30 protein-coding genes are annotated in these 23,199 nt (G+C 59.7%); 11 read left to right on the top strand and 19 right to left on the bottom strand.

Annotated elements, in window-relative coordinates:
- Positions 1-19: 19 nt before the first annotated feature.
- Genes AC2D8V_RS11175 through hisD form a run of 4 tightly spaced genes read right to left on the bottom strand, consistent with a single transcriptional unit; the run spans position 20 to position 3,523 of the window.
- Positions 20-424 carry a universal stress protein gene (locus AC2D8V_RS11175; protein ID WP_484733603.1) on the bottom strand — a complete coding sequence of 135 codons (405 nt, stop codon included), beginning with the start codon at positions 422-424 and terminating at the stop codon, positions 20-22.
- A gap of 23 nt (positions 425-447) precedes the next feature.
- Positions 448-1,461 (bottom strand): alcohol dehydrogenase catalytic domain-containing protein, encoded by a 1,014-nt coding sequence (locus AC2D8V_RS11170; RefSeq protein WP_484733602.1) that lies wholly within the window; start codon positions 1,459-1,461, stop codon positions 448-450.
- The gene (locus tag AC2D8V_RS11165; RefSeq protein ID WP_484733900.1) at positions 1,458-2,210 is read right to left on the bottom strand and encodes an SDR family NAD(P)-dependent oxidoreductase; all 753 of its coding nucleotides are present in this window, start codon (positions 2,208-2,210) and stop codon (positions 1,458-1,460) included. Before AC2D8V_RS11165 ends, AC2D8V_RS11170 begins: the two co-directional genes overlap by 4 nt.
- A gap of 5 nt (positions 2,211-2,215) precedes the next feature.
- On the bottom strand, positions 2,216-3,523 hold the full coding sequence (gene hisD / locus AC2D8V_RS11160; RefSeq protein ID WP_484733601.1) for a histidinol dehydrogenase: 1,308 nt from the start codon (positions 3,521-3,523) through the stop codon (positions 2,216-2,218).
- Between the two features lie 195 nt (positions 3,524-3,718).
- Here hisD and AC2D8V_RS11155 point away from each other — a divergent pair, with 195 nt between their 5' ends.
- Together AC2D8V_RS11155 and AC2D8V_RS11150 are read left to right on the top strand one after the other, a co-directional pair.
- Entirely contained in the window at positions 3,719-4,741 is a 1,023-nt protein-coding gene (locus AC2D8V_RS11155) for a LacI family DNA-binding transcriptional regulator (RefSeq protein WP_484733600.1), read from the top strand.
- A gap of 62 nt (positions 4,742-4,803) precedes the next feature.
- Positions 4,804-5,916 carry an S-(hydroxymethyl)glutathione dehydrogenase/class III alcohol dehydrogenase gene (locus tag AC2D8V_RS11150; RefSeq protein WP_484733899.1) on the top strand — a complete coding sequence of 371 codons (1,113 nt, stop codon included), beginning with the start codon at positions 4,804-4,806 and terminating at the stop codon, positions 5,914-5,916.
- Here AC2D8V_RS11150 and AC2D8V_RS11145 read toward each other — a convergent pair.
- Positions 5,913-6,728 carry a methyltransferase domain-containing protein gene (locus tag AC2D8V_RS11145; RefSeq protein WP_484733599.1) on the bottom strand — a complete coding sequence of 272 codons (816 nt, stop codon included), beginning with the start codon at positions 6,726-6,728 and terminating at the stop codon, positions 5,913-5,915. The two genes, AC2D8V_RS11150 and AC2D8V_RS11145, sit on opposite strands and share 4 nt — an antisense overlap.
- Positions 6,729-6,935: 207 nt before the next feature.
- Here AC2D8V_RS11145 and AC2D8V_RS11140 point away from each other — a divergent pair, with 207 nt between their 5' ends.
- Positions 6,936-7,394 carry a (2Fe-2S)-binding protein gene (locus AC2D8V_RS11140; protein WP_484733598.1) on the top strand — a complete coding sequence of 153 codons (459 nt, stop codon included), beginning with the start codon at positions 6,936-6,938 and terminating at the stop codon, positions 7,392-7,394.
- Positions 7,391-7,963 carry a hypothetical protein gene (locus AC2D8V_RS11135; RefSeq protein ID WP_484733597.1) on the top strand — a complete coding sequence of 191 codons (573 nt, stop codon included), beginning with the start codon at positions 7,391-7,393 and terminating at the stop codon, positions 7,961-7,963. The genes AC2D8V_RS11140 and AC2D8V_RS11135 overlap by 4 nt, the downstream gene beginning before the upstream one ends.
- Before the next feature lie 9 nt (positions 7,964-7,972).
- On the opposite strand, the gene ureG is transcribed toward AC2D8V_RS11135, so the two are convergent.
- The 14 genes from ureG to AC2D8V_RS11065 all read right to left on the bottom strand — a co-directional run bounded on the left by ureG (position 7,973) and on the right by AC2D8V_RS11065 (position 16,562).
- On the bottom strand, positions 7,973-8,623 hold the full coding sequence (ureG, locus tag AC2D8V_RS11130; protein WP_484733596.1) for an urease accessory protein UreG: 651 nt from the start codon (positions 8,621-8,623) through the stop codon (positions 7,973-7,975).
- Positions 8,620-9,258: an urease accessory protein UreF gene (locus tag AC2D8V_RS11125; protein WP_484733595.1), complete on the bottom strand. Its 639-nt coding sequence runs from the start codon at positions 9,256-9,258 to the stop codon at positions 8,620-8,622. Before AC2D8V_RS11125 ends, ureG begins: the two co-directional genes overlap by 4 nt.
- A complete protein-coding gene (ureE, locus tag AC2D8V_RS11120) occupies positions 9,248-9,757 on the bottom strand; it encodes an urease accessory protein UreE (RefSeq protein ID WP_484733594.1) in 510 nt (169 codons plus the stop codon). The genes AC2D8V_RS11125 and ureE overlap by 11 nt, the downstream gene beginning before the upstream one ends.
- A gap of 16 nt (positions 9,758-9,773) precedes the next feature.
- A complete protein-coding gene (locus tag AC2D8V_RS11115) occupies positions 9,774-9,995 on the bottom strand; it encodes a hypothetical protein (protein WP_484733593.1) in 222 nt (73 codons plus the stop codon).
- A gap of 146 nt (positions 9,996-10,141) precedes the next feature.
- Positions 10,142-11,851, bottom strand: coding sequence for an urease subunit alpha (gene ureC, locus AC2D8V_RS11110; RefSeq protein ID WP_484733592.1), 1,710 nt, complete (start codon positions 11,849-11,851; stop codon positions 10,142-10,144).
- A 20-nt stretch (positions 11,852-11,871) separates the two neighbouring features.
- Positions 11,872-12,291 carry a lysozyme inhibitor LprI family protein gene (locus tag AC2D8V_RS11105; protein ID WP_484733591.1) on the bottom strand — a complete coding sequence of 140 codons (420 nt, stop codon included), beginning with the start codon at positions 12,289-12,291 and terminating at the stop codon, positions 11,872-11,874.
- 3 nt (positions 12,292-12,294) lie between these two features.
- The gene (locus AC2D8V_RS11100; protein WP_484733590.1) at positions 12,295-12,612 is read right to left on the bottom strand and encodes an antifreeze protein; all 318 of its coding nucleotides are present in this window, start codon (positions 12,610-12,612) and stop codon (positions 12,295-12,297) included.
- Positions 12,613-12,628: 16 nt separating this feature from the next.
- Positions 12,629-13,042: a carboxymuconolactone decarboxylase family protein gene (locus AC2D8V_RS11095; protein WP_484733589.1), complete on the bottom strand. Its 414-nt coding sequence runs from the start codon at positions 13,040-13,042 to the stop codon at positions 12,629-12,631.
- Positions 13,042-13,866: a cyclase family protein gene (locus AC2D8V_RS11090; RefSeq protein WP_484733588.1), complete on the bottom strand. Its 825-nt coding sequence runs from the start codon at positions 13,864-13,866 to the stop codon at positions 13,042-13,044. Before AC2D8V_RS11090 ends, AC2D8V_RS11095 begins: the two co-directional genes overlap by 1 nt.
- 33 nt (positions 13,867-13,899) lie before the next feature.
- The gene (locus tag AC2D8V_RS11085) at positions 13,900-14,205 is read right to left on the bottom strand and encodes an urease subunit beta (protein ID WP_484733587.1); all 306 of its coding nucleotides are present in this window, start codon (positions 14,203-14,205) and stop codon (positions 13,900-13,902) included.
- Between the two features lie 10 nt (positions 14,206-14,215).
- Complete coding sequence (locus tag AC2D8V_RS11080) at positions 14,216-14,518, bottom strand: urease subunit gamma (protein ID WP_484733586.1); 303 nt, start codon at positions 14,516-14,518, stop codon at positions 14,216-14,218.
- 3 nt (positions 14,519-14,521) lie between these two features.
- Positions 14,522-15,337 (bottom strand): urease accessory protein UreD, encoded by an 816-nt coding sequence (locus AC2D8V_RS11075; protein WP_484733585.1) that lies wholly within the window; start codon positions 15,335-15,337, stop codon positions 14,522-14,524.
- 128 nt (positions 15,338-15,465) lie between these two features.
- Positions 15,466-16,275 carry an N-acyl homoserine lactonase family protein gene (locus AC2D8V_RS11070; protein WP_484733584.1) on the bottom strand — a complete coding sequence of 270 codons (810 nt, stop codon included), beginning with the start codon at positions 16,273-16,275 and terminating at the stop codon, positions 15,466-15,468.
- Entirely contained in the window at positions 16,272-16,562 is a 291-nt protein-coding gene (locus AC2D8V_RS11065) for a putative quinol monooxygenase (RefSeq protein ID WP_484733583.1), read from the bottom strand. The genes AC2D8V_RS11070 and AC2D8V_RS11065 overlap by 4 nt, the downstream gene beginning before the upstream one ends.
- A gap of 153 nt (positions 16,563-16,715) precedes the next feature.
- On the opposite strand from AC2D8V_RS11065, the gene AC2D8V_RS11060 reads away from it, so the two are divergent.
- The 7 genes from AC2D8V_RS11060 (at position 16,716) to AC2D8V_RS11030 (ending at position 23,199) form a co-directional block, all read left to right on the top strand.
- Positions 16,716-17,801: an isocitrate/isopropylmalate dehydrogenase family protein gene (locus AC2D8V_RS11060; protein ID WP_484733582.1), complete on the top strand. Its 1,086-nt coding sequence runs from the start codon at positions 16,716-16,718 to the stop codon at positions 17,799-17,801.
- Positions 17,798-18,832, top strand: coding sequence for a Gfo/Idh/MocA family protein (locus AC2D8V_RS11055; RefSeq protein ID WP_484733581.1), 1,035 nt, complete (start codon positions 17,798-17,800; stop codon positions 18,830-18,832). Before AC2D8V_RS11060 ends, AC2D8V_RS11055 begins: the two co-directional genes overlap by 4 nt.
- Positions 18,829-19,500 carry a GntR family transcriptional regulator gene (locus tag AC2D8V_RS11050; RefSeq protein ID WP_484733580.1) on the top strand — a complete coding sequence of 224 codons (672 nt, stop codon included), beginning with the start codon at positions 18,829-18,831 and terminating at the stop codon, positions 19,498-19,500. The genes AC2D8V_RS11055 and AC2D8V_RS11050 overlap by 4 nt, the downstream gene beginning before the upstream one ends.
- A gap of 88 nt (positions 19,501-19,588) precedes the next feature.
- The gene (ltnD, locus tag AC2D8V_RS11045; protein ID WP_484733579.1) at positions 19,589-20,491 is read left to right on the top strand and encodes an L-threonate dehydrogenase; all 903 of its coding nucleotides are present in this window, start codon (positions 19,589-19,591) and stop codon (positions 20,489-20,491) included.
- Between the two features lie 19 nt (positions 20,492-20,510).
- A complete protein-coding gene (otnK, locus tag AC2D8V_RS11040) occupies positions 20,511-21,779 on the top strand; it encodes a 3-oxo-tetronate kinase (RefSeq protein ID WP_484733578.1) in 1,269 nt (422 codons plus the stop codon).
- Entirely contained in the window at positions 21,776-22,426 is a 651-nt protein-coding gene (otnC, locus tag AC2D8V_RS11035; RefSeq protein ID WP_484733577.1) for a 3-oxo-tetronate 4-phosphate decarboxylase, read from the top strand. Before otnK ends, otnC begins: the two co-directional genes overlap by 4 nt.
- Positions 22,426-23,199: a hydroxypyruvate isomerase family protein gene (locus tag AC2D8V_RS11030; protein ID WP_484733576.1), complete on the top strand. Its 774-nt coding sequence runs from the start codon at positions 22,426-22,428 to the stop codon at positions 23,197-23,199. Before otnC ends, AC2D8V_RS11030 begins: the two co-directional genes overlap by 1 nt.

Genomic DNA, 23,199 nt, shown 5'->3' with positions numbered 1-23,199 from the left:
TGGGTGTGTCAGTAAGGGGTCAGCGCAGCACGATCACCGTGCAATGCGCATGGCGCACGATCCGCGCGGCGGTTGATCCGAGCAGAAAGTCGGCCAGTCCGGGCTTGTGCGACCCCACGATGATGCAGTCTGCACCATTTTTCTTGGCGTAATCGGTGATCTCCAGCCCAGAGTGGCCATTGATCAAAACAGGCGTAACATTGGGGACATCGGCAACCCGGTCCGCCAGACGGGTTTTGGCATTCTCGCGGCCGCGCGCCATGTCGGCTTCCGACACATAAGCGCTGACCGTGCCGCCCGGCGTTTCATATACATGCAGGGCGATGATCTCGCCGCCATCGTCGAGCAGCAAGTTTGCTTTGGCCAAGGCCGTTTCACTGATCCCGTGATCCAGTGCGAGACCTACGATTATTTTGCTGTACATGGCTATCCTCTCTGGCTGTCGGACTATGAATGCGTGGCGTGCTCGGGGATCAAAACAATCTTGGGGGCCGCGACGCTGCCCGACCGGATGTCGGTAAAGGCGGCCTGCCCATCAGCCAACGCGCGGGTTTCGATCCAGTCCAGTGCCCCAAAACGGCCATCAAAAATCGCTTCGGACGTCTCGACAAAGTCTTTAGGCGTATAGGTATAGGTTCCGATAAATGTAATCTCCTGCAGCGTCATACGGCGGATATCCAAGCCACCGGTCGCCTCGCCAAGGCCAATGTGCGCAATCACGCCTCCCTGACGGGCCAGCGCGCTGGCAGTGGCGCGTGTCGCGGCATATCCGACCCCGTCGATGACGCAGTCCGCGCCGCCGTTTTCCGGAAATCCCGCGGCATCCGGCGCGCAGACCGAAAATCCGTCGATGGCGGCCAAAGTCTCGCGCCGCAGCGCGTTGGGCTCGATCACGACAATATCGTCCGCGCCCTGCGCTTTCAGCGACAGCGCCGCGCCGACGCCAATCGCGCCGCCACCGATGACCGCGCACCGCATGCCGGCATAGCTGCCGCCCAGAACTGCACGTGCCAGCCGCGCCGCGTGCCACCCGCAGGCCAAAGGCTCGGCCAGTGCCGCCTTGCGCAGGTCAACATGGTCAGGAACCGTGACAAGGTTGCGCTCGCGCATACAGACGTATTCGGCAAAGGCACCCTCGCGCGGCGGCATCGAGATGATCTGGCGCTGGGCACAGAGGTTTTCGCGCCCCGCCGTGCAATCGCGGCAGGTGCCGCAGGCCACCAGCGGGTTGATCGTCACCCGGCGCCCGTCCAACGGCCCGCCCACGATAACGCCGGCTGCTTCATGCCCCAGTGTCAACGGGGCAGGGCGGCGCTCGTCATGGCCGAGAAAAGCATGCATGTCAGAACCGCAAATGCCGGACGCGTCAATGCGCACCAGATGCTCCCCTTCTGCCGGAGTAGGCATGGGGCGATCCATATAGGTAAGTTCTTCAACGCCAGTGTATACTAAAGCTTTCATTTTGCTGTGAAACCTCCGTCAACAAACAGGATTTGCCCGGTCACGTAATCGGATGCCGGCGTGCAAAAGAACATCAGGGGGCCGTCAAGGTCAGAAGGTTCGCCATTGCGTCCGATGCACGTCTGATCGGCGTTTTTCTGGGACAGCACCGGATCGGCGAAAACAGGGCCCGTCAGTTCAGTGCGGAAAAATCCCGGCGCGACTGCGTTTGCAGTGATGCCGTAACCTGACCACGCTTCGGCCATGGCACGCGTCATTTGCTCGACCCCGCCCTTGGACGCGCCATAGCTGATCCCGCTGGCAAAGGCGCGCCGCGACTGCAACGACGCGAAATTTATGATCCGGCCCCAGCCGCTTTCCTTCATCCCAGGCACAAGTGCTTGCGCCAGAAAGAACGGGGCCGCGAGGTTGAGATCCATAGTAATGTCCCACCCTTCGGCGGTGACCGCGTCGGCGTGCTGCCGGGTATTGATCCCGGCCGCGTTGATCAGGATGTCGATAGACCCGAACGGGTCGCAAACCGCCTGCGCCACTGCCGCCAACCCCTCTCGGTTGGCCAGATCGGCCGCAACGCAAGCAGTTTCACCGGCGGTGTTCTCGCGCCACGCGGTCAGTTCTTCGTGACGGCGGGCAACGCCCACGACCTTTGCGCCTGCCTCTGCCAAAAGCGTCGCCGCCTGCCGCCCGAGACCGGAACTGGCCCCTGTGACGCAAACGGTTTTGCCGGTGACATCAAACAACGCACGCATCATCTTCAGTCCGTGGCCGAGAGGTCAAAGTTTTCCTGTGGAAAGTACTTGTGCAGGCGCGCGTCGGCGGTGCGTGCGTGACCTTCCATGCCTTCAAGGCGCGAAATGCGTGCAGTGGCTTCGGCCACAGGCTTGGCCCCGTCGCGGGTCGCGCGCTGCCACGTGACAATCTTCATGTATTTATGCACCGAAAGCCCGCCGGTGTATTTGGCAGACCGCGAGGTCGGCAACACGTGGTTGGTGCCCGACGCCTTGTCTCCAAAGGCGACAGTTGTCTCTTCGCCAAGGAACAACGAACCATAGCACTGTAGCCGCCCCAGCCACCAGTCCAGATCATTGGCCTGCACTGTCAGGTGCTCGGGCGCGTAGTCGTCCGAACAGGCGGCCATCTCTTCTCGGTCGCCGCACACGATGACTTCGGCATAGTCGCGCCACGCGGCACGGGCATTGTCGCGGTTCAGTTCTGGCAGGTCTTCAATCAGGCCGGGGACAAGCTCCATCACCTTTTCCGCCAGAGCGGTATCGTCGGTGACCAGCCAGACGGGCGAGTTGTACCCGTGCTCGGCCTGCCCGACGAGGTCGGTGGCCACAATGAACGGGTCGGCGTCCTTGTCGGCAAGGATCAGGCTGTCTGTCGGGCCCGCGATCATGTCGATGCCCACGCGGCCGAACAGGATGCGTTTGGCTTCGGCAACGAATTGGTTGCCCGGTCCCACCAGAATATCCGCTTGGGGCAGGCCAAACAGGCCAAAGGTCATCGCAGCGACCCCCTGAACACCGCCCATCGACAGGATCTTGTCCGCGCCGCAAAGGTGGGCGGCATAGATAATCGCGGGATTGATGCCCACGTCGGGACGCGGCGGAGAACACGCCGTGATATGCTGGCAGCCGGCAACTTTCGCCGTGGTCACCGTCATAATGGCGCTGGCAATGTGGCTGTAGCGACCGCCGGGTACATAGCACCCGGCCGCGCGCACGGGGATCGCTTTCTGACCGGCGATAAGCCCCGGTACGACCTCAAGCTGCACGTCTGTCATGGTCGATTTCTGGGTCTCTGCAAAGCGGCGCACATTGTCGTGCGCAAAGGCGATATCGTCTTTCAGCTTCTGGCTTACTTTGGCGCCGGCCGCGGCGATTTCTTCTTCGGTCAACACAATGTTGCCGGTGTAATTGTCGAACTTCTCGGCGTATCTCAACGCCGCCGCATCGCCGCCCTTTTCAATGTCATCCAAAATGCCCATCACGGTTTCGCGGACGTCGCTCGCGTCCGTCATCGCGGTTTTTTCAGCTTTTTTGAGATAGTTACGGGCCATTGGGCGCCTCCAGCTTGTCGCAGTTTTCGAAACGGAAAGGGGCGGGTCGACGGGGCGTGCCCCTGTATCAGAGAATCCTTCCGTGAGAGTGTGTGTAAGCGCTTGCATCATTTTATGCAAGCGCTTACACTTTGCGGAACCGAAAAAGTTAACCAAAAGGCAGCCACGCTGCCGCCACCGTTCCGGGGGCCCGCCATGACCAAATCAGACGCACCCACGCTGGCAGATGTGGCGCGGCTTGCCGGGGTCTCCACGGCGAGCATTTCGCGCGCGCTCAATGAACCTGACAAAGTGGCCGAGGCCACGCGCAAAAAGATCGAGACCGCCATCGAGACGCTGGGCTACACGCCGCATTTCGGCGGGCGGGCGCTGGCCTCACGGCGCACAAACACCGTGGGCGCCGTCATTCCTTCGATGGCCAATGCGATGTTTGCCAACGGCCTGCAGGCGTTTCAGGAAGAATTGGCCAAAGAAGGAGTAACCCTGCTCGTCGCAACCACCGGCTTTGACCCCGCACAAGAGGCACTGCAGATCAAGGCGCTGGTGGCGCGCGGGGCGGATGGGCTGCTGCTCATCGGGAATGACCGCGCCGCCGAGACGTGGGATTTTCTCGACAAGCGCAGCGTGCCGCATGTCGTCTCATGGATCGACATGGCGCGGCCCGGGCAACACTTCGTGGGCTTTGACAACGAGGCCGCCGCAGCCAGAGCAGCCAAGGCGGCCCTTGATCTGGGACACCGCCGCATCGCGGTCATCGCGGGGGAATGCGCGACCAACGACCGCGCCCGCGCGCGCCTTGCAGGGGTGCGCAGTTGTGTGGAGGCCTTCGGGCAGGGCGCACGGCTCACCCATGTGGTCGAAGTGCCTTACAAGCTCGACGACGCGGCAGCGGCTTTCCGGCAGATCATGGCGCAGGCGGAAACACCCACGGTGGTGATCTGCGCCAACGACGCTCAGGCGGCAGGCGCCATGATCGCGGCACGCGACATGGGGCTGTCGCTGCCGCAGGACATGTCTTTTGTCGGCTTTGACGACATCGGCATCGCGCGCGTGGTCTGGCCCGCCCTGACCACCGTGCGGGTTCCGCAACAGGAAATGGGGCAGGTGGCCGCCCGCCTGTTGCTGGCCAAGCTGGCAGGCGCACACACCCTCTCTTCGACCCGGCTCGAAACACAGATGATCATGCGCGGCTCGCTGGTTGCACCGGCAAAGGCTTGACATATGGCGCAACTGCTTTTCTCTGGGGGCAGAAATCTTGCGCGAAAGGACCCGTTGAGATGATGAAAACCCGTGCAGCCGTTGCGGTAGCAGCCGGCAAACCTCTCGAAATCATGGAAGTAAACCTTGAAGGCCCGCGCGTGGGTGAGGTGCTGATCGAAGTCAAGGCGACCGGCCTGTGCCATACCGATGAATTCACCCGCTCCGGTGACGACCCCGAAGGTATCTTTCCGGCCATTCTCGGACACGAAGGCGCCGGCGTGGTGCTTGAAGTGGGCGAGGGTGTCACAACGCTTGAGGTTGGCGATCACGTCATCCCGCTTTACACGCCAGAGTGCCGCGAATGCGAATACTGCCTGAGCGGCAAGACAAACCTGTGCCAGAAAATTCGTGTCACCCAAGGCCAGGGCCTGCTGCCCGACGGCACGACGCGGTTTTCCATGCTCGACGGCACGCCGATCCACCACTACATGGGCTGCTCGACCTTTGCCAATCACACGGTCGTGCCAGAGATCGCACTGGCCAAGGTGCGCAAGGACGCGCCCTTTGACAAAATCTGCTACATCGGATGCGGCGTGACCACAGGCATCGGCGCGGTGATCAATACTGCCAAGGTCGAGATCGGCGCGCGCTGTGTCGTCTTTGGTCTGGGTGGCATCGGTCTCAACGTCATTCAGGGCCTCAAGCTTGCCGGTGCCGATCAGATCGTCGGGGTGGACCTGAACGATGACAAGGCGGAAATGGGCAAACACTTCGGAATGACTGATTTTGTCAATCCAAAGAACGTGGATGGCGATCTGGTCGCTCATTTGGTTGAATTAACAAAAGGCGGTGCGGATTATTCCTTTGACGCCACAGGCAACACAAAGGTGATGCGCGACGCATTGGAATGCGCACACAAGGGCTGGGGCGAGAGCATCATCATCGGCGTGGCCCCCGCAGGCGCAGAAATCTCCACACGACCGTTCCAGCTTGTTACGGGACGCGTCTGGCGCGGCACGGCCTTTGGCGGGGCCAAGGGGCGTACAGATGTGCCGAAGATCGTTGACTGGTACATGGACGGCAAGATCGAGATCGACCCGATGATCACGCACAAACTCAAGCTCGAAGACATCAACCACGGTTTCGACCTGATGCATGAGGGCAAATCGATCCGCGCCGTGGTGGAGTTCTAGGCGGGTTTTTCCGCGATAAAGATCATCCGCGCGGTGGAAAAATAGTAGCGTCCGGCATCGGCAAGCGACTGAAGTTCGTTGAACCAGTCGGTCGGGTCGGGCGCGCCTTCGGGCGTGTTTGCCTCGATATATGACCGGACGATCTTTGCCACGCCATAGCTGTACCTGCTGGGCTCAAAGGTCTGGTTGATGATCGGATGCGCGTGGATTTGGGGCACGGCAAACCCCGCCGATGTCATGTCATGCGCAAGGGTGCGCGGTAGGCTCGGATAAGCCGCATGCCCTTCCCATGCCCGCAACACGCGATCCATGCGTTCGGGATCCTCGCTATACCACCCGACGCAGTTCCAGTCCGTTGCCAGCACCAGCGCCCGTCCTCCCGGTTTTAAGACCCGAAACATCTCACCCAGCAGGGCCGCGGTGTCCGGAATATACTCCGCAACCTGCGTCGACACAGCCACGTCAAAGCTGCCGTCTGCGGCGCTCAGTGCCAACGCATTTTCTTCCGCATAGGTCAGCTGCGGCGGCGGGTTGCGCTGCCGCGACAGGGCAAGCAGGTCCGTCGAGATATCAACGCCCAGCACGCGACCCTGCGGGCCGACCTTTTCCGCCATCGCCTCGCAGAGAAAACCGGGGCCGCTGCCCACGTCGATAACATGCGCGCCGGGCGTCAGTGCCAGCAGGTCTATAACCGCAGCGCGCTGCGCTTTGACGTCGGGAGTGGAGTAGGCTTTGACCAGATTCTCAGCCGCTTTGTCGTCAAACTTGAGCGTACTCATCGGGTAGAACTCCTTCATGGTCGTTTCGGTCATCTTAACAGTTGCAGGAATGTTCTCAATATTCGGGTCGATACGGGGCTCTGGACCGCGCCGCACCGACGCAATACCGACGTTGCACCGACGCGAAACCGATAGCGGATTTCCTTGGTTTATGGGTGTTCCGTGGCGTCCGCGCCGGATGCAGTTGTCAGTGTTGCGCGTGCGGTCTATTTCTGAATTGCACAGAACTGGGGAAGCGCGATGCAACTGACAGTCAACGGAACCCAGCATGATGTTACGGCACCCGCCGAAATGCCGCTTTTGTGGGTGCTGCGCGATGTCCTCGGGTTGACCGGAACCAAGTATGGGTGCGGCGTCGCGCAGTGCGGTGCCTGCACCGTCCATGTTGACGGGATCGCCGTGCGGTCGTGCCAATTGGCCCTTGGCGATGTGGACGGCGATGTCACCACCATCGAGGGGTTGGGGACACCGGAAAACCCGCACCCCGTTCAGGCCGCGTGGATCGCGCATGAGGTGGCGCAGTGCGGGTACTGCCAGTCGGGTCAGATCATGCAGGCGGCGTCTTTTCTCAGCCTGACGCCCGAGCCGTCTGACGCGGATATCGATGCAGCGCTCAGTGGAAACCTGTGCCGGTGCGGCACCTATGTCCGGCTTCGGGCGGCGGTTCACGACGCGGCAAGGCGCTTGAATGATTCATGAGAATATTGTTGGTTTTCATGTTTTTGTGCGGCACGGCTCATGCGTCCGACGAGGCCCGTCAGGCCGGGTTGGAGGCGTGGTCGCGCATCTACGAGGTCACGTCGCATCCGCGCTGTGCCAATTGCCATGTCGGGGCCGATGACCGGCCCATGTGGTCCGGCCCCAGCTACGGTCGTGCGCGCCCGCACGGAATGAATGTCCGCGCAGGTCCAAGCCGCATCGGTGCCGAAACTCTGCCGTGCCGGACGTGCCACGTCACCGCGCAGGATGCGCCGGACAACCGCCGCCCTCATGCCGCGCCGCAGGTCACCGATGCGTGGCGGCTGGCCCCGCCAGAGGCGCATTGGTTCGGTCAGGACAGTGAGACCATCTGCAGCCAGCTCCGCGATGTCGCGCGCAATGGTGGACGCAGCGTGGATGATCTGGTCGATCACCTCGGCCATGACGTCATACTGCACTGGGCATGGTCACCCGGCGGCACGCGCGAACCCGCGCCCTACAGCCTGAAAGCGCATATATACGATCTGCGCCTATGGGGGGCTGCAGGGCAGCCGTGCCCCGAAGATTAGCAATATTTATCAGGCTTCTGCGGGGTGTTGCTCAAGTAGCCCAAGGCCCGAAATCGCGCGCAGTTCGCGGATGACGTCGGCGACACCCTCGCCGTGGCGCAGTGCGGTAAAGACAAACGGACGGCCCGCCCGCATCTTCGCCGCATCGCGTTCCATCACTTCCAGAGACGCACCGACATGTGGCGCAAGATCGGTCTTGTTGATGATGAGGATGTCCGAACGCGTGATGGCTGGCCCGCCCTTGCGCGGGATTTCCTCGCCAGCGGCAACGTCAATAACATAGATGGTGACGTCGGCCAGTTCGGGGGAGAACGTCGCGCTGAGGTTGTCGCCGCCGCTCTCGATCAGAACAGCTTCGACATCAGGATGACGGGCCTGCATTTCGGCAACGGCGGCGAGGTTGATGGACGCGTCTTCGCGGATTGCTGTGTGCGGGCACCCGCCCGTCTCCACGCCGATGATCCTGTCCTGCGGCAGGATCTGCAGACGCATTAATGCTTCGGCATCTTCCCGCGTATAGATGTCATTGGTGATCACGCCGATCGAATGGTGCGCGCCCAAAGCGCGGGCCAGCGCTGCTGTGAGCGTGGTTTTGCCCGCCCCGACGGGGCCGCCAATTCCGATGCGCAGTGGTCCGTTGAAAGAGGGGGCTTGGCTCATGTGCGGAATACCTTGGAATATTGCGTTTCGTGGTGCATTGCGGCGATATCAGCGGCAAAGCACGCTGTTGCCAGTCCCGACAGCGGCGTCTGACGGGCGTCCGCCGATGCCGACAGGATCACCGGTGCGAGGTCCGACAATACGCGTTGTCCGTCCGTTTGACCCAATGGGACCAACCGCACCGCGACGGAAATCAGGTTGGCCATGACTGCATGTAAAAAGACGTCACACGTTGCATCCAGCGGCAGGGACTTTAACCGCGCGGCACGGCCAACCGCCACAGGATAACACAAGGGGCCCAGTGCAGTATGCCACACCGCATCAACCGTGCGGGCAAAGGCGGCCCCTTGCGCCACCGTTTCAAGCAACCGCTCCTGTGAGGCGGCGAATGCTCGTACCTGCGCATCGATCATCCCCAGATTTTCGCCATTGTCATGATACGCCGCCGCCAAAAGCGTCACATCGCTGCGTGGCCCGCCATAGTCGAGAAGATCACGCATCCACTGCGACAGGCTTGACGCATCCGGCATATCCCCGCGTTCGATGACGTGCTCCAGCCCGTGGGAATAGGCGAATGCACCCACCGGAAAAGCAGGCGACAGCCATTGCGTGAGGGTCAGAAGATCAGTGTTCATGAGGGGGTTGGCCGTGGTGGTGGTGGTGACCGTCTGGCCCGTGCTGCGCTGTGTGATCATGCCCATGAGTCCGACCATGGCCGTAAGCGCCGCCCTCAGGTGTGAATGGTTCTGTTACCTCGCAGACCTCGGCACCCAGACCGTCGAGCATCTGCGCCATCACGTGATCACGCTGAATAAGAAGCCTGTCATCGCCGATCTGACAGGGTGTGTGCCGGTTTCCGATGTGCCACGCCAGCCGGTGCAGGTGTGGACCGCGTATTTCCAGCAGCGGCTCTGGTGCTGCCGTGATCTCGATCTCGCCACCATCGGCCAGAACCAGAACGCCCCCGTGATTGAGCGAGGTAGTTTGCGGCAGGTCGGCCAGCACCGTGCTGCCGTCTTCGGTGGTCAGCACCTTGCGCCGGATAAACCTGTCCTCATAGGTCAGGCAAATGGTACTGGAGGGCGTGCCATGCGGGTGATCGTGGTATTTTTGAGCAAGTTGCGGGGCGGTCATTCCAGCCCCGCAGCTTTTACAAGTGATAGCCGTCCGACATGACGCGTTTGACCAGATCGGCGCGGGTTACCCCGATCGCCTGAAGCTCGGCATCGCTGAGCTGTCCGATCTGGTGCAGAACACGTGCGCGTGCGCTGTTTTCGCCCATGATGATCAGACCGTTCCAGATCCATTGCAGTGCCCGGGTGACGATCCCTGTGACGCTGACGGAATGCTGTGTGTTGAGTGTATGTGCCATTGGAAACCTCGATAAAATGCGTTTGGTTTCCTCCCTTATGAGGGGCATAACACGTTGGTTCGGCACGCAGAACAGTCAATGCTGCAAAGCCGCATTGCGGTGTGCGCATGGGCACGGGGAAGGTTGCAAGCATCACGCCGCCTTTCTCAATACAAAAAATACCGCTGCGCCATAGGCAGTTCCTGCGCAGGCTGGCAGGTCAGCAGTTCGCCGTCGGCACGTACTTCGTAAGTCTCCGGGTTCACTTCGATTTGTGGCAGCGCGTCGTTGAGGATCAGGTCGGATTTACCGATGTTGCGCGTGCCTCTCACGGCAATGGTTTGTTTGCGCAGGCCGAGCGTGTCTCCGATCCCGGCAGATTGGGCCGCTTGCGATACGAAAGTGACGGCAGAATGCTCGACGGATCGCCCGAACGCACCAAACATCGGTCGCGTATATACGGGTTGCGGTGTGGGGATGGAGGCATTGGTATCCCCCATCTGCGCACAGACGATGGTGCCGGCCATCAATACCATCTCTGGCTTCACCCCAAAGAATGCAGGGTTCCAGAGGCACAGGTCCGCGCGCTTGCCCTCTTCGATAGAACCGATTTCATGGCTGATGCCGTGCGCAATTGCCGGATTTATCGTGTATTTGGCAATGTAGCGGCGAACGCGCATGTTGTCGTTGTCGCCTATTTCTTCTGCAAGCGGGCCGCGCTGCTTTTTCATCTTGTCGGCAGTTTGCCACGTGCGGATGATGACTTCGCCGACGCGCCCCATCGCCTGACTGTCTGAGGCGATGATCGAAAAGGCGCCCATGTCATGAAGGATGTCTTCGGCCGCGATCGTTTCACGTCGGATGCGGCTCTCGGCAAAGGCAACATCCTCGGGGATGGATTTGTCGAGGTGGTGGCAAACCATGAGCATGTCGAGGTGCTCTTCCAGCGTGTTTACAGTGAACGGGCGCGTCGGGTTTGTCGAAGAGGGCAGAACATTGGCGTCACCGCAGATTTTGATGATGTCTGGCGCGTGCCCGCCGCCGGCGCCTTCGGTGTGAAACGCGTGGATCGTCCGGCCCTTCATGGCAGAGACAGTGTTTTCGACGAAACCGCTCTCGTTCAGCGTATCGGTGTGGATCATCACCTGCACGTCCATATCGTCGGCCACCGAAAGGCAGCAGTCGATGGCGCCCGGCGTCGTGCCCCAGTCTTCGTGCAGTTTCATGGCGCAGGCGCCGGCTTCGACCATTTCAACAAGTGCTGCGGGCTGGCTGGCGTTGCCTTTGCTCGAAAGACCGAAGTTCATCGGAAAAGCGTCAAGCGCCTGCAACATGCGGCCGATGTGAAAGCTGCCCGGTGTGCAGGTCGTGGCAAGGGTACCATGCGCGGGGCCTGTGCCGCCGCCAAGCATGGTGGTGACGCCCGAATGCAGCGCATCGTCGATCTGCTGTGGCGCGATGAAGTGGATGTGGCTGTCAAAGCCGCCAGCCGTGAGGATCTTGCCTTCGCCTGCAATAGCTTCGGTCGAGGGCCCGACGATGATGTCGACACCCGGCTGTGTATCGGGATTGCCGGCCTTGCCGATCTTGTGAATACGCCCGTCGCGCAGACCCACGTCTGCCTTGTAGATGCCGGTGTGGTCCACGATCAGCGCATTTGTGATGACGGTATCGACAGCACCTTGCGCGCGGGTGACCTGAGACTGCCCCATGCCGTCGCGGATCACCTTGCCGCCACCGAATTTGACCTCTTCGCCGTAGGTGGTGTGATCGCGTTCCACTTCGATGATGAGGTCAGTGTCAGCCAGGCGTACCTTGTCGCCCGTGGTGGGGCCGAACATGGCCGCGTAACTGGAACGTGGGATCGTTGTGGGCATGAAACAGTCCTTTCAAAGGCTCAATAGGGTTCGGCATAGGTGCGGATCAGTTCGGTGCGGGTGCGCGTCAGATCCGTCAGACACAGGGAATAAATCATCGGTTGGATGGAACCGCCCTCATAGATCGCAGCTGCTGCGTCACAATGGGCATCGCGATATGCAAGCCACGCACGTTGCGCGGCCAAAAGGGCCTGACCGTTCGGTGTATCCCGACCTCCCAGCCACTCGCTCATTGCCAATTGATAGGTGGCATTGAGGTCTCCATCCGCGGCGTCAAATTCTTGTGCCGCGCAGATGTTCATATCCATTTGCGTGGCCGCGTTGCCGCAGTCTACCGCCTGCGCGCCGGCCGCATGCGGCAGTAGGCCACTCAGGGTGACCGCCAAGCCCAAGGCGGTGACGGTCGGGTTTGACCGGAGAAAACGCGCGCGACCAACCATGTCTCAGCCCCGTTTGATCCCGCGCTTCGCGAGGCGGCGGGCATTTGCGCGGGTTTTCTGGCGGATCGGTTTGATGGCGGCAGCGATCACGGCGTCGGGCGGGGCGCCCCTGAGAGAAGCGCGCGTGGCATCGCTGGCGGATTTGGTCAGCGCATAGGCCTTTTCGGATACCATGCGTGTGTTTTCGTATGGGGTCACGGACCAGATGCCGGCAAGGCCAATCACGCGCATTGCGATAATCGCCTGCGCCTCAGACAACAGTGTTGCCAACTCGACGCTGTTGGCCCAGATCTTCAGCGGGTTGGTCATGTAAATGTTCATACTCTTTACGCCTCTGCTAGGTTGATGTTTGCGAATTCACTTTGAAAACCTCGTCCACAGGCACCTGCAGTGCCGTAACAAGGCCGTTGGTTTGCATTGCCATGCCAATGACGGAGACCAGTTCGCCATATTGCTCTGGTGACATGCCTTTGGCCTTGGCGGCAGCGGTATGGGAATGGATGCAGTATTCACATCCGTTGGCTGTCGAAACCGCAATATAGAGCATTTCCTTGACCAAAGGGTCCAACGCGCCCGGTCCCATGACGGTTTTCAGCCGCTCCCAAGTAGCCCTGAGCGTTGCTGGATCATGTGCCAAGGCGCGCCAGAAGTTGTTGATGAAATCGGTGCCGCGCACGCGACGGATGTCGTCAAAGACAGCTTGTACCTCGGCGCTGGCCTCTTCATCCGATATGAGCGGCACCGTTGCCATCAGATCATCGCGAAGATGCGGGCAGGGCCGCCCGTGCCGCCCGCGTGGTTGGGTGCGCCGACAACAAGTGTCGCGCCTGCTGCGGGGACATCTGCGAGCCCGGCAAGGTTTTCAATGCCGTAGCGGTTGGCGGGCAGCCACGCGTAATGCGTGGCAAAATTCGCCGACGGGCCATGGTCGAGAGACAGCGTGTCTACGGCCATCGCAGCGGCGGTTGTCTCTTCAAGCAGCATGGCGGTTGCTTCGGGGTGAAAGCCGGGGAAGTGCTTGACGTTATCGGCGTCGTTGCCCACGTAATCTGCGGCTGATCCGCTTTTTTCCGCCCAGCCAGAGTACATTGCAATGCACGCCTTGTCCGGAATGTCGCCATTGGCGGCAATCCATGCCTTCAGGTCATCGGGAGTGACTTGTGTATCGGCGTCCTCGGCTGCGCGGGCCGCGATGTCGATCTTGCATAGCGGAACAACCAGATCGCTGACCGGGATTTCATCCACGCTCAACCCGTCCGCCGAAAAGTGCAACGGCGCGTCAATATGAGTTGCAGTGTGCTCGTTGATCGTAAGGTTCAGCAGGTTAAAGCCGTTGTCGGCGAAATTGAAAACCTGCTCGGTTGATATCCCGGGCACGCCGAAGAAAGTTGGAAATTCCGGGCTGAGCTTGTGAGTCATATCGACAATGCCGCCGTGTCCTCCGGCCAAAGCGGCGGGTGCGGTCGCCACGGTGCCAATCGCGGCTGCCGCGCCGGTTGCTGCAGAGGCTTTGAAAAAGTCTCGCCGGGAAAGCATCTTGTCCTTTACCGCATTGATCACGCAAATATCACACATCTCTTTTTCTCCCTGAATTTGGATTTGAAACGATCACAGATCGCCCATCACCTGCTGATTGAAACCGTATATCCTGCGCGCACCTCCATAAGGGATGAGTTGAACCTCGCGCCGCTGACCTGGTTCGAACCGAACAGCAGTGCCTGCCGCGATATCGAGGCGCATGCCGCGCGCCGCGGCACGGTCGAACTCAAGCGCCTCGTTGGCCTCGCCAAAGTGATAATGGCTGCCGACCTGAACGGGCCTGTCGCCGGTGTTTGCTACCATGATCGTGACGGCTTCGCGGTCTTCGTTCAGCGCAATGTCGCCATCAGCAGTAAAGATTTCTCCGGGAATCATGGCAGTGCTCCTATCGGATCGGGTTATGTACGGTCACCAGTTTGGTGCCATCGGGAAATGTTGCCTCAACCTGCACGTCGTGGATCATTTCGGGGACACCCTCCATGCATTGGTCCCGCGTGATGACCTGAGCGCCGGCTTCCATCATATCAGCCACAGAGCGCCCGTCGCGCGCGCCTTCCACGACCGCTTCTGTGATCAATGCGATGGCTTCGGGGTGGTTCAGTTTGACCCCGCGGGCCAGTCGGCGGCGTGCCACCTCGGCGGCCATGGCAACCAGTAGTTTGTCTTTTTCGCGCGGTGTCAGTTGCATGTACTAAAGTCTCCAACTCAGTGGCAGGGCATTTTCTGTCATCAGGTCCAGCACCGGGACAAGGCATCGGCGCAGGGCGAAACTGTCTTCGGCAAGCAGGCGGACGGTCATTGTGTCGTGCTGGATCATGCTTGCACCACCTGTCACACCGATCAAGTCCCGTATTCGGGTCAGATGACCTTCGGCTTCTTTGGCAACCCACACCAGAGTTGCCATTGCTCTGGCACCAGCGGCGACAGCAGGCCGGTCAAGCTCTTGGGCGATGTTCCCATGCAATTCGGTGCCATCACGGTAAAGTGGCACACCGGCGCGCCGGATCTCGATACGGTCGGAAAACCGGGCCTGTTGCAGACGCTCGCCCATCGCTTGTCGTCCAAAGACAACGGCTTCGGCCATTACAAGGCGTGCATCCGGTGCAAGGTCCACGGTCAGACGCCGCTCGAGATTTGCCTGATCGTAGAGGATTGTTTCCTGTGGCACCCAGTGCAAAGTAGCGCCCGTTGCCACACTGAGCGAAGTCGTCAGCCGTCCGACCTGATCCGGTTGCGCGCGGTATACGCGCTCTGCAGCCTGAGTGGTAAGCGTCGTCCGTGTGTCCGCGCCTGCGCTGGCGCTGATCTTGAAATCGTCGCCGCCGGTGATCCCACCTGCCGTATTGACGATGATAGCTTCTACGTAATTCGGGTTGCGCGGAAACAAAAGCTTGAGCGCGCCCGACTGACGCAACGCGTCGATGCACGTACCGTGAGGCCCCAATTTCGTGCTTAGCCGCGCGTTGCCAATCGCGCGGGGCTGGTCAAGCGGTGTTGCGGCGCGCATCAGCAAGGTCTTACGTCTCTTTGGTCTTTACTGCAGATGCAACAGTCTCACATGAGAGAGCACAGCTTGGCCACTGGGAAGCTTTGCAAGCTGTGCATCAACCGATCATATTGCCTGAAATTTGGGCATTAGGGGGTCCCCGCGTTGGGAATGGGACGGTCCGGGCCGTGATCCAGTCGCCAGATGTGCTCTGCAAGCTCGGATGGAAAGGCTTGCGTCACCAGCGGGTCGTGACCCGGTACAATGAGCGACGGGTTGGACGCAAGTTTGTGAAGCGTGTCAAACCCGTCCAACATGTTCTGCAGGTCGACAACGATAGGGAAAGGTTTTCGGGCAAAGACGTTTTCGTAGTAGTGCGCGGCGTCCGATGCCAGAACCAACCACCCTGCTTCTGTCTTGACGCGGACAGCCTGCAATCCGCGGCTGTGACCGCCAATACAATGAACGGTGACGCCCTCGCGAATTTCGCCGTCACCTTCGTAAAACTGCACCTTGCCGGCGTAAAGCCGTTGAATGGTTTCGCAGATATGTCCGGCGGTAAAGGGCATGCGCAACGTATCGTGGCACATGCACGGGCCTGTGGCATAAGCCATTTCAGCGGCTTGCAGGTGCAGGCGGGCATTGGGAAACAGATGTAATCCGCCAGCATGGTCGTAATGCAGGTGGGTCACGATGACATCCGTGATCTCGGTCGGTTTCAGGTGAAAGGGCGCCAGCGCTTCGACCGGATCAAGCCGGATCGGGCGGTCGCGTCGCGTGCCTTCGTCTGCATCATAGCCGGTATCGACCAGAATGGCCTCGCTACCGCGGCGCAACAGCCAGATGAAATAGTCCATCGGGTGCGGTGCATCGTGATTATCGTCGAATATAAAACTGTCCGCGCGCGTTCTGGCGTTGCGGTCGGCGTATTTGATCGCGTGTACCTGCCAAGTGCTCATTGCACGACCTTTGCAAAAGTCATGACCTTTTTGTCGGCAACGTAGCCAGCCGACAGGGCATCGAAACTCATAAAGTGCGGCATGTTCTTGTGGGTCTCAAAAGCAAGCGCGTCGGTATAGAGTTCGTACAGAAATACTTCCTGAGGTTTCTCGGGATTGGTTGCCACATCAAACTGGTGGCAGCCGGGCTCTTCGCGAAGCGACGTGGCTGCATTTTCGTACATCAGCGGCATGAAATCGTCCCATGAGCCGTGTTTCAATGTGAATTCAACTACCACTGCAAACATGATTATTCTTTCACCCCCATGATGTTCGGGCGCTGTGGTCGCCTGTCAATCAGCGTATGCTGCGCACATTTCTTAGGCAACGTATTTTTTAATGTATACATTATTTCACAAATATGCGACTTAACCCTGCATGGTTTTACAAAAGGACCCAAAATGGCCGACGAATTTAAGATAGCGGTATTTGAAGGCGACGGGATCGGGCCTGAGATCATGGCGCCTACGCTGGAAATCCTGTCGATTATGGCGCGACTGAGCGGGTATTCGCTGTCATTCGAAAACTGCCCGGCAGGAGCGGCCCATTACGCTGAAACCGGAGAGTCCTTGCCCGAAAGCTCTATGGCGACTGCACGGGCTGCAGATGCGATCCTGCTTTCTGCTATGGGATTGCCATCGGTGCGCTATCCCGATGGCACCGAGATTTCACCGCAAATCGACCTTAGAAAAGCACTGACGCTGTTCGCGGGCGTACGCCCTGTTCGGATTTCGGCGGGCCAGAAAACACCTTTGAACCTTCCGCCTGACACAGAGGTCGATTTTGTGCTGATCCGCGAAAGTACCGAAGGGTTGTTCCACACGCAGGGCTGCGGCGAGGTAACAAAGGACGAAGCGCGCGAGACGTTGTTGATTACGCGTGAGATTTCAGAACACCTTTTTGAATTTGCTTTTGGGCTGGCTAAAGAGCGCAAAGAAACCGGACGAGGGCCGGGGCGCGTTACATGCGTCGACAAGGCCAACGTTTTTCGCGCTTTCGCCTTTTTTCGCGAGATTTTCGACGCGGAGGCAGCGAAACATCCTGACCTTGCAGCCGATCACGCCTATGTCGATGCAACCGCATTGTGGTTCGTTCTCAAACCTTGGGAGTTTGACGTGCTGGTCACTGAGAACATGTTCGGGGATATCCTGTCTGATCTTGGGGCAGGGCTGATGGGCGGGCTGGGCCTTGCGCCATCGGCTGACATCGGCCTTGATCATGCTGTATTCCAACCCTGTCACGGTTCGGCACCGGACATTGCAGGACAGGGCAAAGCCAACCCCATGGCCATGATCCTGTCTGCTGCCATGATGTTGGAGTGGCTCGGCGTTCGAAAAGATGCACCCGCCTTGCGCCGAGACGGTACGCGTTTGCGCGAAGCGGTCGAGACTGTCATCGCCGATGGAGAGGTTCTGACGGGTGATCTTGGCGGAACAGCGTCTACAGCAGAGGCAGCCCGTGCTATCATGGCTGAACTAAAACCATGAGCGACAAGCCGATCCGTGTCGCCTGCGTAGGTGCAGGGTATTTCAGCCAGTTTCACTATAACGCTTGGGCGCGAATGCCGGGCGTTGAGGTCGTGGGGGCTGCTGATTTCAATCTCGAGGCGGCGAAGGCTACGGGTGCGCCGCCTTTCTCATCCGTGACCGAGATGATCACGGCAGTAAAACCGGATCTGCTGGACATTATCGTGCCGCCAACAGGTCAAGCAGAGATCATACGTGCCGCGATCGAAAAGGGGGTCGGCTGGATCATCTGTCAAAAACCGTTTTGCCTATCGATTGACGAGGCAGAGGCTGTCAGTGCCGAAGCCGAGGCGGCAGGTGCCACGCTGATCGTACACGAGAATTTTCGCTTTATGCCTTGGTACCGGCGGATCAAATCTGCGATTGATGCGGGCGACATCGGGCACCCGATGCAGGCCTCCTTCCGGCTGAGGCCCGGTGACGGACAGGGGCCATCTGCTTATCTTGATCGCCAGCCATACTTTCAGGAGATGCCCGCGTTCCTGATCCACGAAACCGGCGTCCACTGGATCGACACGTTCCGCTACCTTTTCGGAAACCCGATCGCGGTTTACGCAGATTTGAGACGGCTCAATCCGGTGATCGCAGGCGAAGATGCAGGGGTCGTGTTGTTTGACCATCCGAGTGGCGTACGATCGGTCTTTGACGGAAATCGGCATCTGGACCACGCGGCAGACAATCTGCGACGCACCATGGGTGAAGCGCTTTTTGAAGGGACCGAAGGCACCTTGTCTTTGTTCGGAGATGGCAGGGTAGAGCTGCGAAAGTTCGGTACGCAAACATCATCAACCTTGCTGCCCGCGGATCGCTCTGACGGTTTTGGTGGAGACTGCGTCTACCATTTGCAGGCGCATGTCATCGCAGCGATGGTCGAAGGCACGCCGGTGGAGAACACAGCACAGGATTATTGCACTGTCATACGCATTCGTAATGCCGTCTATGCTTCTGCGCAGGAAGGGAGGAAAATTCATCTGGGCGAGGCGGGTCAGTGACTGGCAGCGAAGGGAAGTCCAACACACAGCGGGCCGTGGAGGCATTGCGCAGCATGATTTTTCACGGCGAGCTTGGTCCGGGGTCGGATCATCTTGAGGGGGAGATCGCGGAAAGACTTGGTATGTCGCGCACACCTGTGCGTGAGGCAGCATTGACCCTCGAAGCGCAAGGCCTTGTGGAATTGCGTCCGCGGAAAGGCATGCGGGTTCTGGCCGTGTCGCCGCAAGACATGGCCGACATCTATGATGTGTTGACAGAGCTTGAGAGCCTCGCCGCGGCAAAAGCGGCAGAGGCCGGTTTCGGTCAGAATGATCTGGCCGCCTTGAGCACGGCGATCGACGACATGGATTCAGCACTTGAAAGCGGGGATCGCGATGCGTGGTCGAGCGCGGATGACCGGTTTCACAAAGAATTGGTTCGTCTGGGCGGCAACCGGCGTATCCAGAATATTGTTGCGATGATGGAAGATCAGGTCCGGCGGGCCAAGAAAATCACGCTGCATATACGGCCTTTGCCGCTGCGATCAAACGACGATCACCGTGCGCTGCTCGAAGCCATTGCGGCGGGCGACGGCGACAAAGCGCGACAGGTACACCGCACGCACCGCGAAGAGGCGCGCGCTGTTCTGCTCGAGATACTGGAAACGCACAGTCTGCGGCACCTGTGAAATTGCGCCTGGACCGACCTGTGGCTTTGTGTTCGCGGCAGCGGACGGCTAAGGTCCAACCAACAGGAGACACATATTGGGGAGAGCAATGTCGCAAACAGTGACAGCGGCCGTTATTGGCCTTGGTTCGATGGGGTACGGGATCGCCGGTTCTGCGCTGCGCGCTGGGCACAAAACCCATGGATTCGACGTGAACGAGGCGCAGACAGCCAAGTTCATCGCAGATGGCGGCGCGCTGGGTGCTCTGGAAGAAGTCGCTGCAGCCATAGATGTCGCGGTCATTGTCGTGCTCAATGCCGAACAAACCGAAACTGTGCTCTTCGGGCAGGCGGGGATTGTGCCGCGGATGTCGCGCGGCAGCGTGGTGGTGGCCTGCGCGACCGTGCCACCTGCCTTTGCCCGCGCAATGGCGTCGCAAGCGGCTGAATACGGTGTGCACTATCTTGATGCGCCAATCTCCGGCGGGTCGATCAAGGCGGCGCAAGGGCAGCTGTCGATCATGGCGGCTGGTACCGAGGAAGCATTCGCGGCGGCGCGTCCGGTCTTGGACGCGATATCCGAGACGGTTTTTGAATTGGGTGACGCAGCTGGTGCAGGTTCGGCAATGAAAGCGGTCAACCAGATGCTGGCGGGTGTGCACATTGCGGCAATGGCCGAAGCAATGACATTCGGTATGACGCAAGGCGTTGCGCCCGACACTTTTCTGGAAGTCATAAGTAAATGCGCGGGCAGCAGTTGGATGCTTGAAAACCGCGCGCCGCACATCATTGCCGGAGACTATACACCGCATAGTTCGGTCAACATCTGGCCCAAGGACCTTGGCATCGTGCTTGATATCGCGAAAGAAGCCCGCTTTGGTGCGCCGATCACGGCAGCCGCGCTGCAACAATATCTGGCGGCTGCGGGGCAGGGGCTCGGGCAAGAAGATGACGCTGCTGTCGCCAAGGTATATGCGCGCAACGCGGGTCTGAAACTGCCCGGTGAAACGTGATCAAAGTGAGGTTGAGCAGATGACAACACTTTTGGGGTGCATTGCCGATGACTTCACCGGTGCCACTGATTTGGCGGGGTTATTGTCGCGCGCCGGTGTGCCTGTTTCATTGCGCATCGGTGTGCCTGAGGAGCCGGCGGCAAAGCCTGCGCCATTCGAAGTGATCGCACTAAAGTGCCGTACCGCGCCGGTCGCGGAAGCGGTGGCCGAATGCTCTGCAGCTCTGGAATGGTTGCGCGGGGCGGGTGCTGAAAGGTTTTTCTGGAAGTACTGCTCGACCTTTGACAGCACTGCGCAGGGCAACATTGGCCCTGTCGCCGAAGCGCTGATGAGTGCTTTGGGCACCAGCCAGACGATTTATTGTCCCGCATTTCCAGAAAACGGCCGGTCAATTTATATGGGCAATCTGTTTGTTGGTGAGCAGTTGCTTTCCGAGAGCCCGATGAAGGATCATCCCCTGACGCCAATGCATGACAGTAACCTCATGAGGCTTTTAGTTCCGCAGGTGACGAAGGGTGTAGGTCTTGCCAATCGTTTGAGCGTGGCGCAAGGCGCAGATGCGCTGCGGGCCAGAATGAGCCAGCTTGCGGCGGAAGGCATCGCGCATGTGGTCACCGATGCTGTCGCGAACGATGATCTCTACACGATTGCGGAGGCCTGTGCCGATATGCCTTTGCTGACCGGTGGCAGTGCGATTGCGATGCCGTTGCCTGATCTGTATCGGCGGCGCGGTCTGCTGTCCGCTGATTCAGTTGCGAGCGCACCACCTGAAACGGGGCAGGCCGGTATTGTCTTGTCCGGCAGTTGCTCTGCCATGACCCGTGCCCAAGTTGCGCGATATTCGCAAAGCGCACCAAGCTATGCCCTTGATCCTTTAAAGCTGGCTGAGGAGGGCGTCGATGCCGCGCTGACTTGGCTTTCCGACCAAACGCTCGACCAATGCCCTATGATCTATGCCACTGCAGAGCCGGATGCGGTACGCGCAGCGCAGGAAAAGCTGGGCGTCGACGCGGCGGGCTCCATCGTTGAAAATGCGCTTGCCACGTTAGCCGTTGCCGCCCGCGACAAAGGGGCCCAACGCTTTGTGGTAGCCGGTGGCGAGACATCGGGCGCCGTGACCAAGGCGTTGGGGGTGGCACGACTTGATATCGGTGCAGAGATTGCTCCGGGTGTGCCGTGGACCTATTGCGAAACGGCCGGTCGCCAGATTGCTCTGACGCTCAAATCCGGAAATTTCGGAGACGAAACCTTCTTTGCCAAAGCCTTCTCTTTGCTGGAGCCGACATGACGGAAGAAACCCGTTTGCGCGAACATATTTGCCTTTTGGCCAAGTCATTGTTTGACCGGGGTTTGACGGGCGGTAGCACAGGCAATGTTTCCGCCAGAACGCCGGATGGTGGCCTGCTGGTGTCGCCGACAGGAACCAGCTTTGGCCTGTTGGACCCCGCACGCCTGAGCCGTTTTGATCCGGATGGACGCCTGATTGACGGCGATCCGCCGACCAAAGAGATGCCGTTGCACACGGCCTTCTACGATACCCGCTCGAAGGCGGGCGCTGTCGTGCATCTGCACAGTTGCCACTCTGTGGCTTTGTCCATGATGCCGGATGTCGATGAGGACTGTTTCTTGCCACCGATGACACCCTACGCCATCATGAAACTCGGGAGGGTCAAACTCCTTCCCTTTTTTCTTCCCGGAGACCCGGCAATGGGGGACGCGGTGCGCGGCCTTGCAGGAAAACGCAGTGCCGTTATGCTCGCCAACCACGGGCCTGTGGTCGCCGGCAAGGATATAGAATCCGCTTGCAATGCGGTAGAAGAGCTTGAAGACACGGCGCGCTTGGCAATGCTGACGCGCGGCTTGAACCCTAATATGCTGACGCCCTCGCAAGTCCGGGACGTCGTCACCAAATTTGATGTAGAGTGGGACGCGTAATGCAACTGTCCGCCAATCTGGGCTTTCTATGGCGTGATCGCAGCCTCCCTGACGCCATAAGGGCGGCAAAAACAGCCGGATTTGATGCGGTTGAGGTACACTGGCCATATGATGTTGATCCTGCGGAGGTCAAAGCAGCGCTGGACGAGACCGGCTTGCCTCTCCTTGGTTTGAATACGGACAGAGGCGATGTGGCCAACGGAGAGAATGGGTTATCCGCCTTACCCGGTCGCGAGCCAGAGGCGCGTGCGGCTGTCGATCAGGCTTTGGCCTACGCCTTGGCAACAGGCGCGCGGAACATCCATGTGATGGCGGGCTTTGCCCAAGGTGCGCAGGCCGAGAACGTTTTTGTCTCAGCGTTGGAGTACGCCTGCGCAAAAGCCGAACCGTACGGCATCACGATCCTGATCGAACCCCTAAATCACTACGATGCGCCCGGCTATTTTCTATCTACCACGTCGCATGCCGAAGAACTGATCGAGCGGGTGGCACGGGACAATCTGAAATTGATGTTCGACTGCTACCACGTGCAACTCATGGAAGGAGATATCTCGCATCGCCTTGCTCGGTTGAAGCCCGTAATCGGACATATTCAGTTTGCCCGCGTGCCTGACCGAGGACCACCTGACGGGGGCGAATTGAATTATTCCCATGTCTTTGACGTGATCCGGCAGATTGGATGGGACGCGCCGATTGGGGCGGAATACAAATCTTCGGAACCTACAGACGACACGCTAGGCTGGATGGCAAACGCGCGTGGTGCCGCGATCTGA

The sequence above is a fragment of the Roseobacter sp. YIN89 genome, assembly GCF_057219365.1.
Note: the sequence above shows the minus strand (reverse complement) of the source record. Positions and strands in the feature narration are given on the sequence as shown.

Excerpts from the sequence above, each read along its gene's own strand:
- AC2D8V_RS11175 (WP_484733603.1), bottom strand. The coding sequence starts at position 424 with ATGTACAGCAAAATAATCGTAGGTCTCGCACTGGATCACGGGATCAGT.
- AC2D8V_RS11170 (WP_484733602.1), bottom strand. The coding sequence starts at position 1,461 with ATGAAAGCTTTAGTATACACTGGCGTTGAAGAACTTACCTATATGGAT.
- AC2D8V_RS11165 (WP_484733900.1), bottom strand. The coding sequence starts at position 2,210 with ATGCGTGCGTTGTTTGATGTCACCGGCAAAACCGTTTGCGTCACAGGG.
- hisD (WP_484733601.1), bottom strand. The coding sequence starts at position 3,523 with ATGGCCCGTAACTATCTCAAAAAAGCTGAAAAAACCGCGATGACGGAC.
- AC2D8V_RS11155 (WP_484733600.1), top strand. The coding sequence starts at position 3,719 with ATGACCAAATCAGACGCACCCACGCTGGCAGATGTGGCGCGGCTTGCC.
- AC2D8V_RS11150 (WP_484733899.1), top strand. The coding sequence starts at position 4,804 with ATGAAAACCCGTGCAGCCGTTGCGGTAGCAGCCGGCAAACCTCTCGAA.
- AC2D8V_RS11145 (WP_484733599.1), bottom strand. The coding sequence starts at position 6,728 with ATGACCGAAACGACCATGAAGGAGTTCTACCCGATGAGTACGCTCAAG.
- AC2D8V_RS11140 (WP_484733598.1), top strand. The coding sequence starts at position 6,936 with ATGCAACTGACAGTCAACGGAACCCAGCATGATGTTACGGCACCCGCC.
- AC2D8V_RS11135 (WP_484733597.1), top strand. The coding sequence starts at position 7,391 with ATGAGAATATTGTTGGTTTTCATGTTTTTGTGCGGCACGGCTCATGCG.
- ureG (WP_484733596.1), bottom strand. The coding sequence starts at position 8,623 with ATGAGCCAAGCCCCCTCTTTCAACGGACCACTGCGCATCGGAATTGGC.
- AC2D8V_RS11125 (WP_484733595.1), bottom strand. The coding sequence starts at position 9,258 with ATGAACACTGATCTTCTGACCCTCACGCAATGGCTGTCGCCTGCTTTT.
- ureE (WP_484733594.1), bottom strand. The coding sequence starts at position 9,757 with ATGACCGCCCCGCAACTTGCTCAAAAATACCACGATCACCCGCATGGC.
- AC2D8V_RS11115 (WP_484733593.1), bottom strand. The coding sequence starts at position 9,995 with ATGGCACATACACTCAACACACAGCATTCCGTCAGCGTCACAGGGATC.
- ureC (WP_484733592.1), bottom strand. The coding sequence starts at position 11,851 with ATGCCCACAACGATCCCACGTTCCAGTTACGCGGCCATGTTCGGCCCC.
- AC2D8V_RS11105 (WP_484733591.1), bottom strand. The coding sequence starts at position 12,291 with ATGGTTGGTCGCGCGCGTTTTCTCCGGTCAAACCCGACCGTCACCGCC.
- AC2D8V_RS11100 (WP_484733590.1), bottom strand. The coding sequence starts at position 12,612 with ATGAACATTTACATGACCAACCCGCTGAAGATCTGGGCCAACAGCGTC.
- AC2D8V_RS11095 (WP_484733589.1), bottom strand. The coding sequence starts at position 13,042 with ATGGCAACGGTGCCGCTCATATCGGATGAAGAGGCCAGCGCCGAGGTA.
- AC2D8V_RS11090 (WP_484733588.1), bottom strand. The coding sequence starts at position 13,866 with ATGTGTGATATTTGCGTGATCAATGCGGTAAAGGACAAGATGCTTTCC.
- AC2D8V_RS11085 (WP_484733587.1), bottom strand. The coding sequence starts at position 14,205 with ATGATTCCCGGAGAAATCTTTACTGCTGATGGCGACATTGCGCTGAAC.
- AC2D8V_RS11080 (WP_484733586.1), bottom strand. The coding sequence starts at position 14,518 with ATGCAACTGACACCGCGCGAAAAAGACAAACTACTGGTTGCCATGGCC.
- AC2D8V_RS11075 (WP_484733585.1), bottom strand. The coding sequence starts at position 15,337 with ATGCGCGCCGCAACACCGCTTGACCAGCCCCGCGCGATTGGCAACGCG.
- AC2D8V_RS11070 (WP_484733584.1), bottom strand. The coding sequence starts at position 16,275 with ATGAGCACTTGGCAGGTACACGCGATCAAATACGCCGACCGCAACGCC.
- AC2D8V_RS11065 (WP_484733583.1), bottom strand. The coding sequence starts at position 16,562 with ATGTTTGCAGTGGTAGTTGAATTCACATTGAAACACGGCTCATGGGAC.
- AC2D8V_RS11060 (WP_484733582.1), top strand. The coding sequence starts at position 16,716 with ATGGCCGACGAATTTAAGATAGCGGTATTTGAAGGCGACGGGATCGGG.
- AC2D8V_RS11055 (WP_484733581.1), top strand. The coding sequence starts at position 17,798 with ATGAGCGACAAGCCGATCCGTGTCGCCTGCGTAGGTGCAGGGTATTTC.
- ltnD (WP_484733579.1), top strand. The coding sequence starts at position 19,589 with ATGTCGCAAACAGTGACAGCGGCCGTTATTGGCCTTGGTTCGATGGGG.
- otnK (WP_484733578.1), top strand. The coding sequence starts at position 20,511 with ATGACAACACTTTTGGGGTGCATTGCCGATGACTTCACCGGTGCCACT.
- otnC (WP_484733577.1), top strand. The coding sequence starts at position 21,776 with ATGACGGAAGAAACCCGTTTGCGCGAACATATTTGCCTTTTGGCCAAG.
- AC2D8V_RS11030 (WP_484733576.1), top strand. The coding sequence starts at position 22,426 with ATGCAACTGTCCGCCAATCTGGGCTTTCTATGGCGTGATCGCAGCCTC.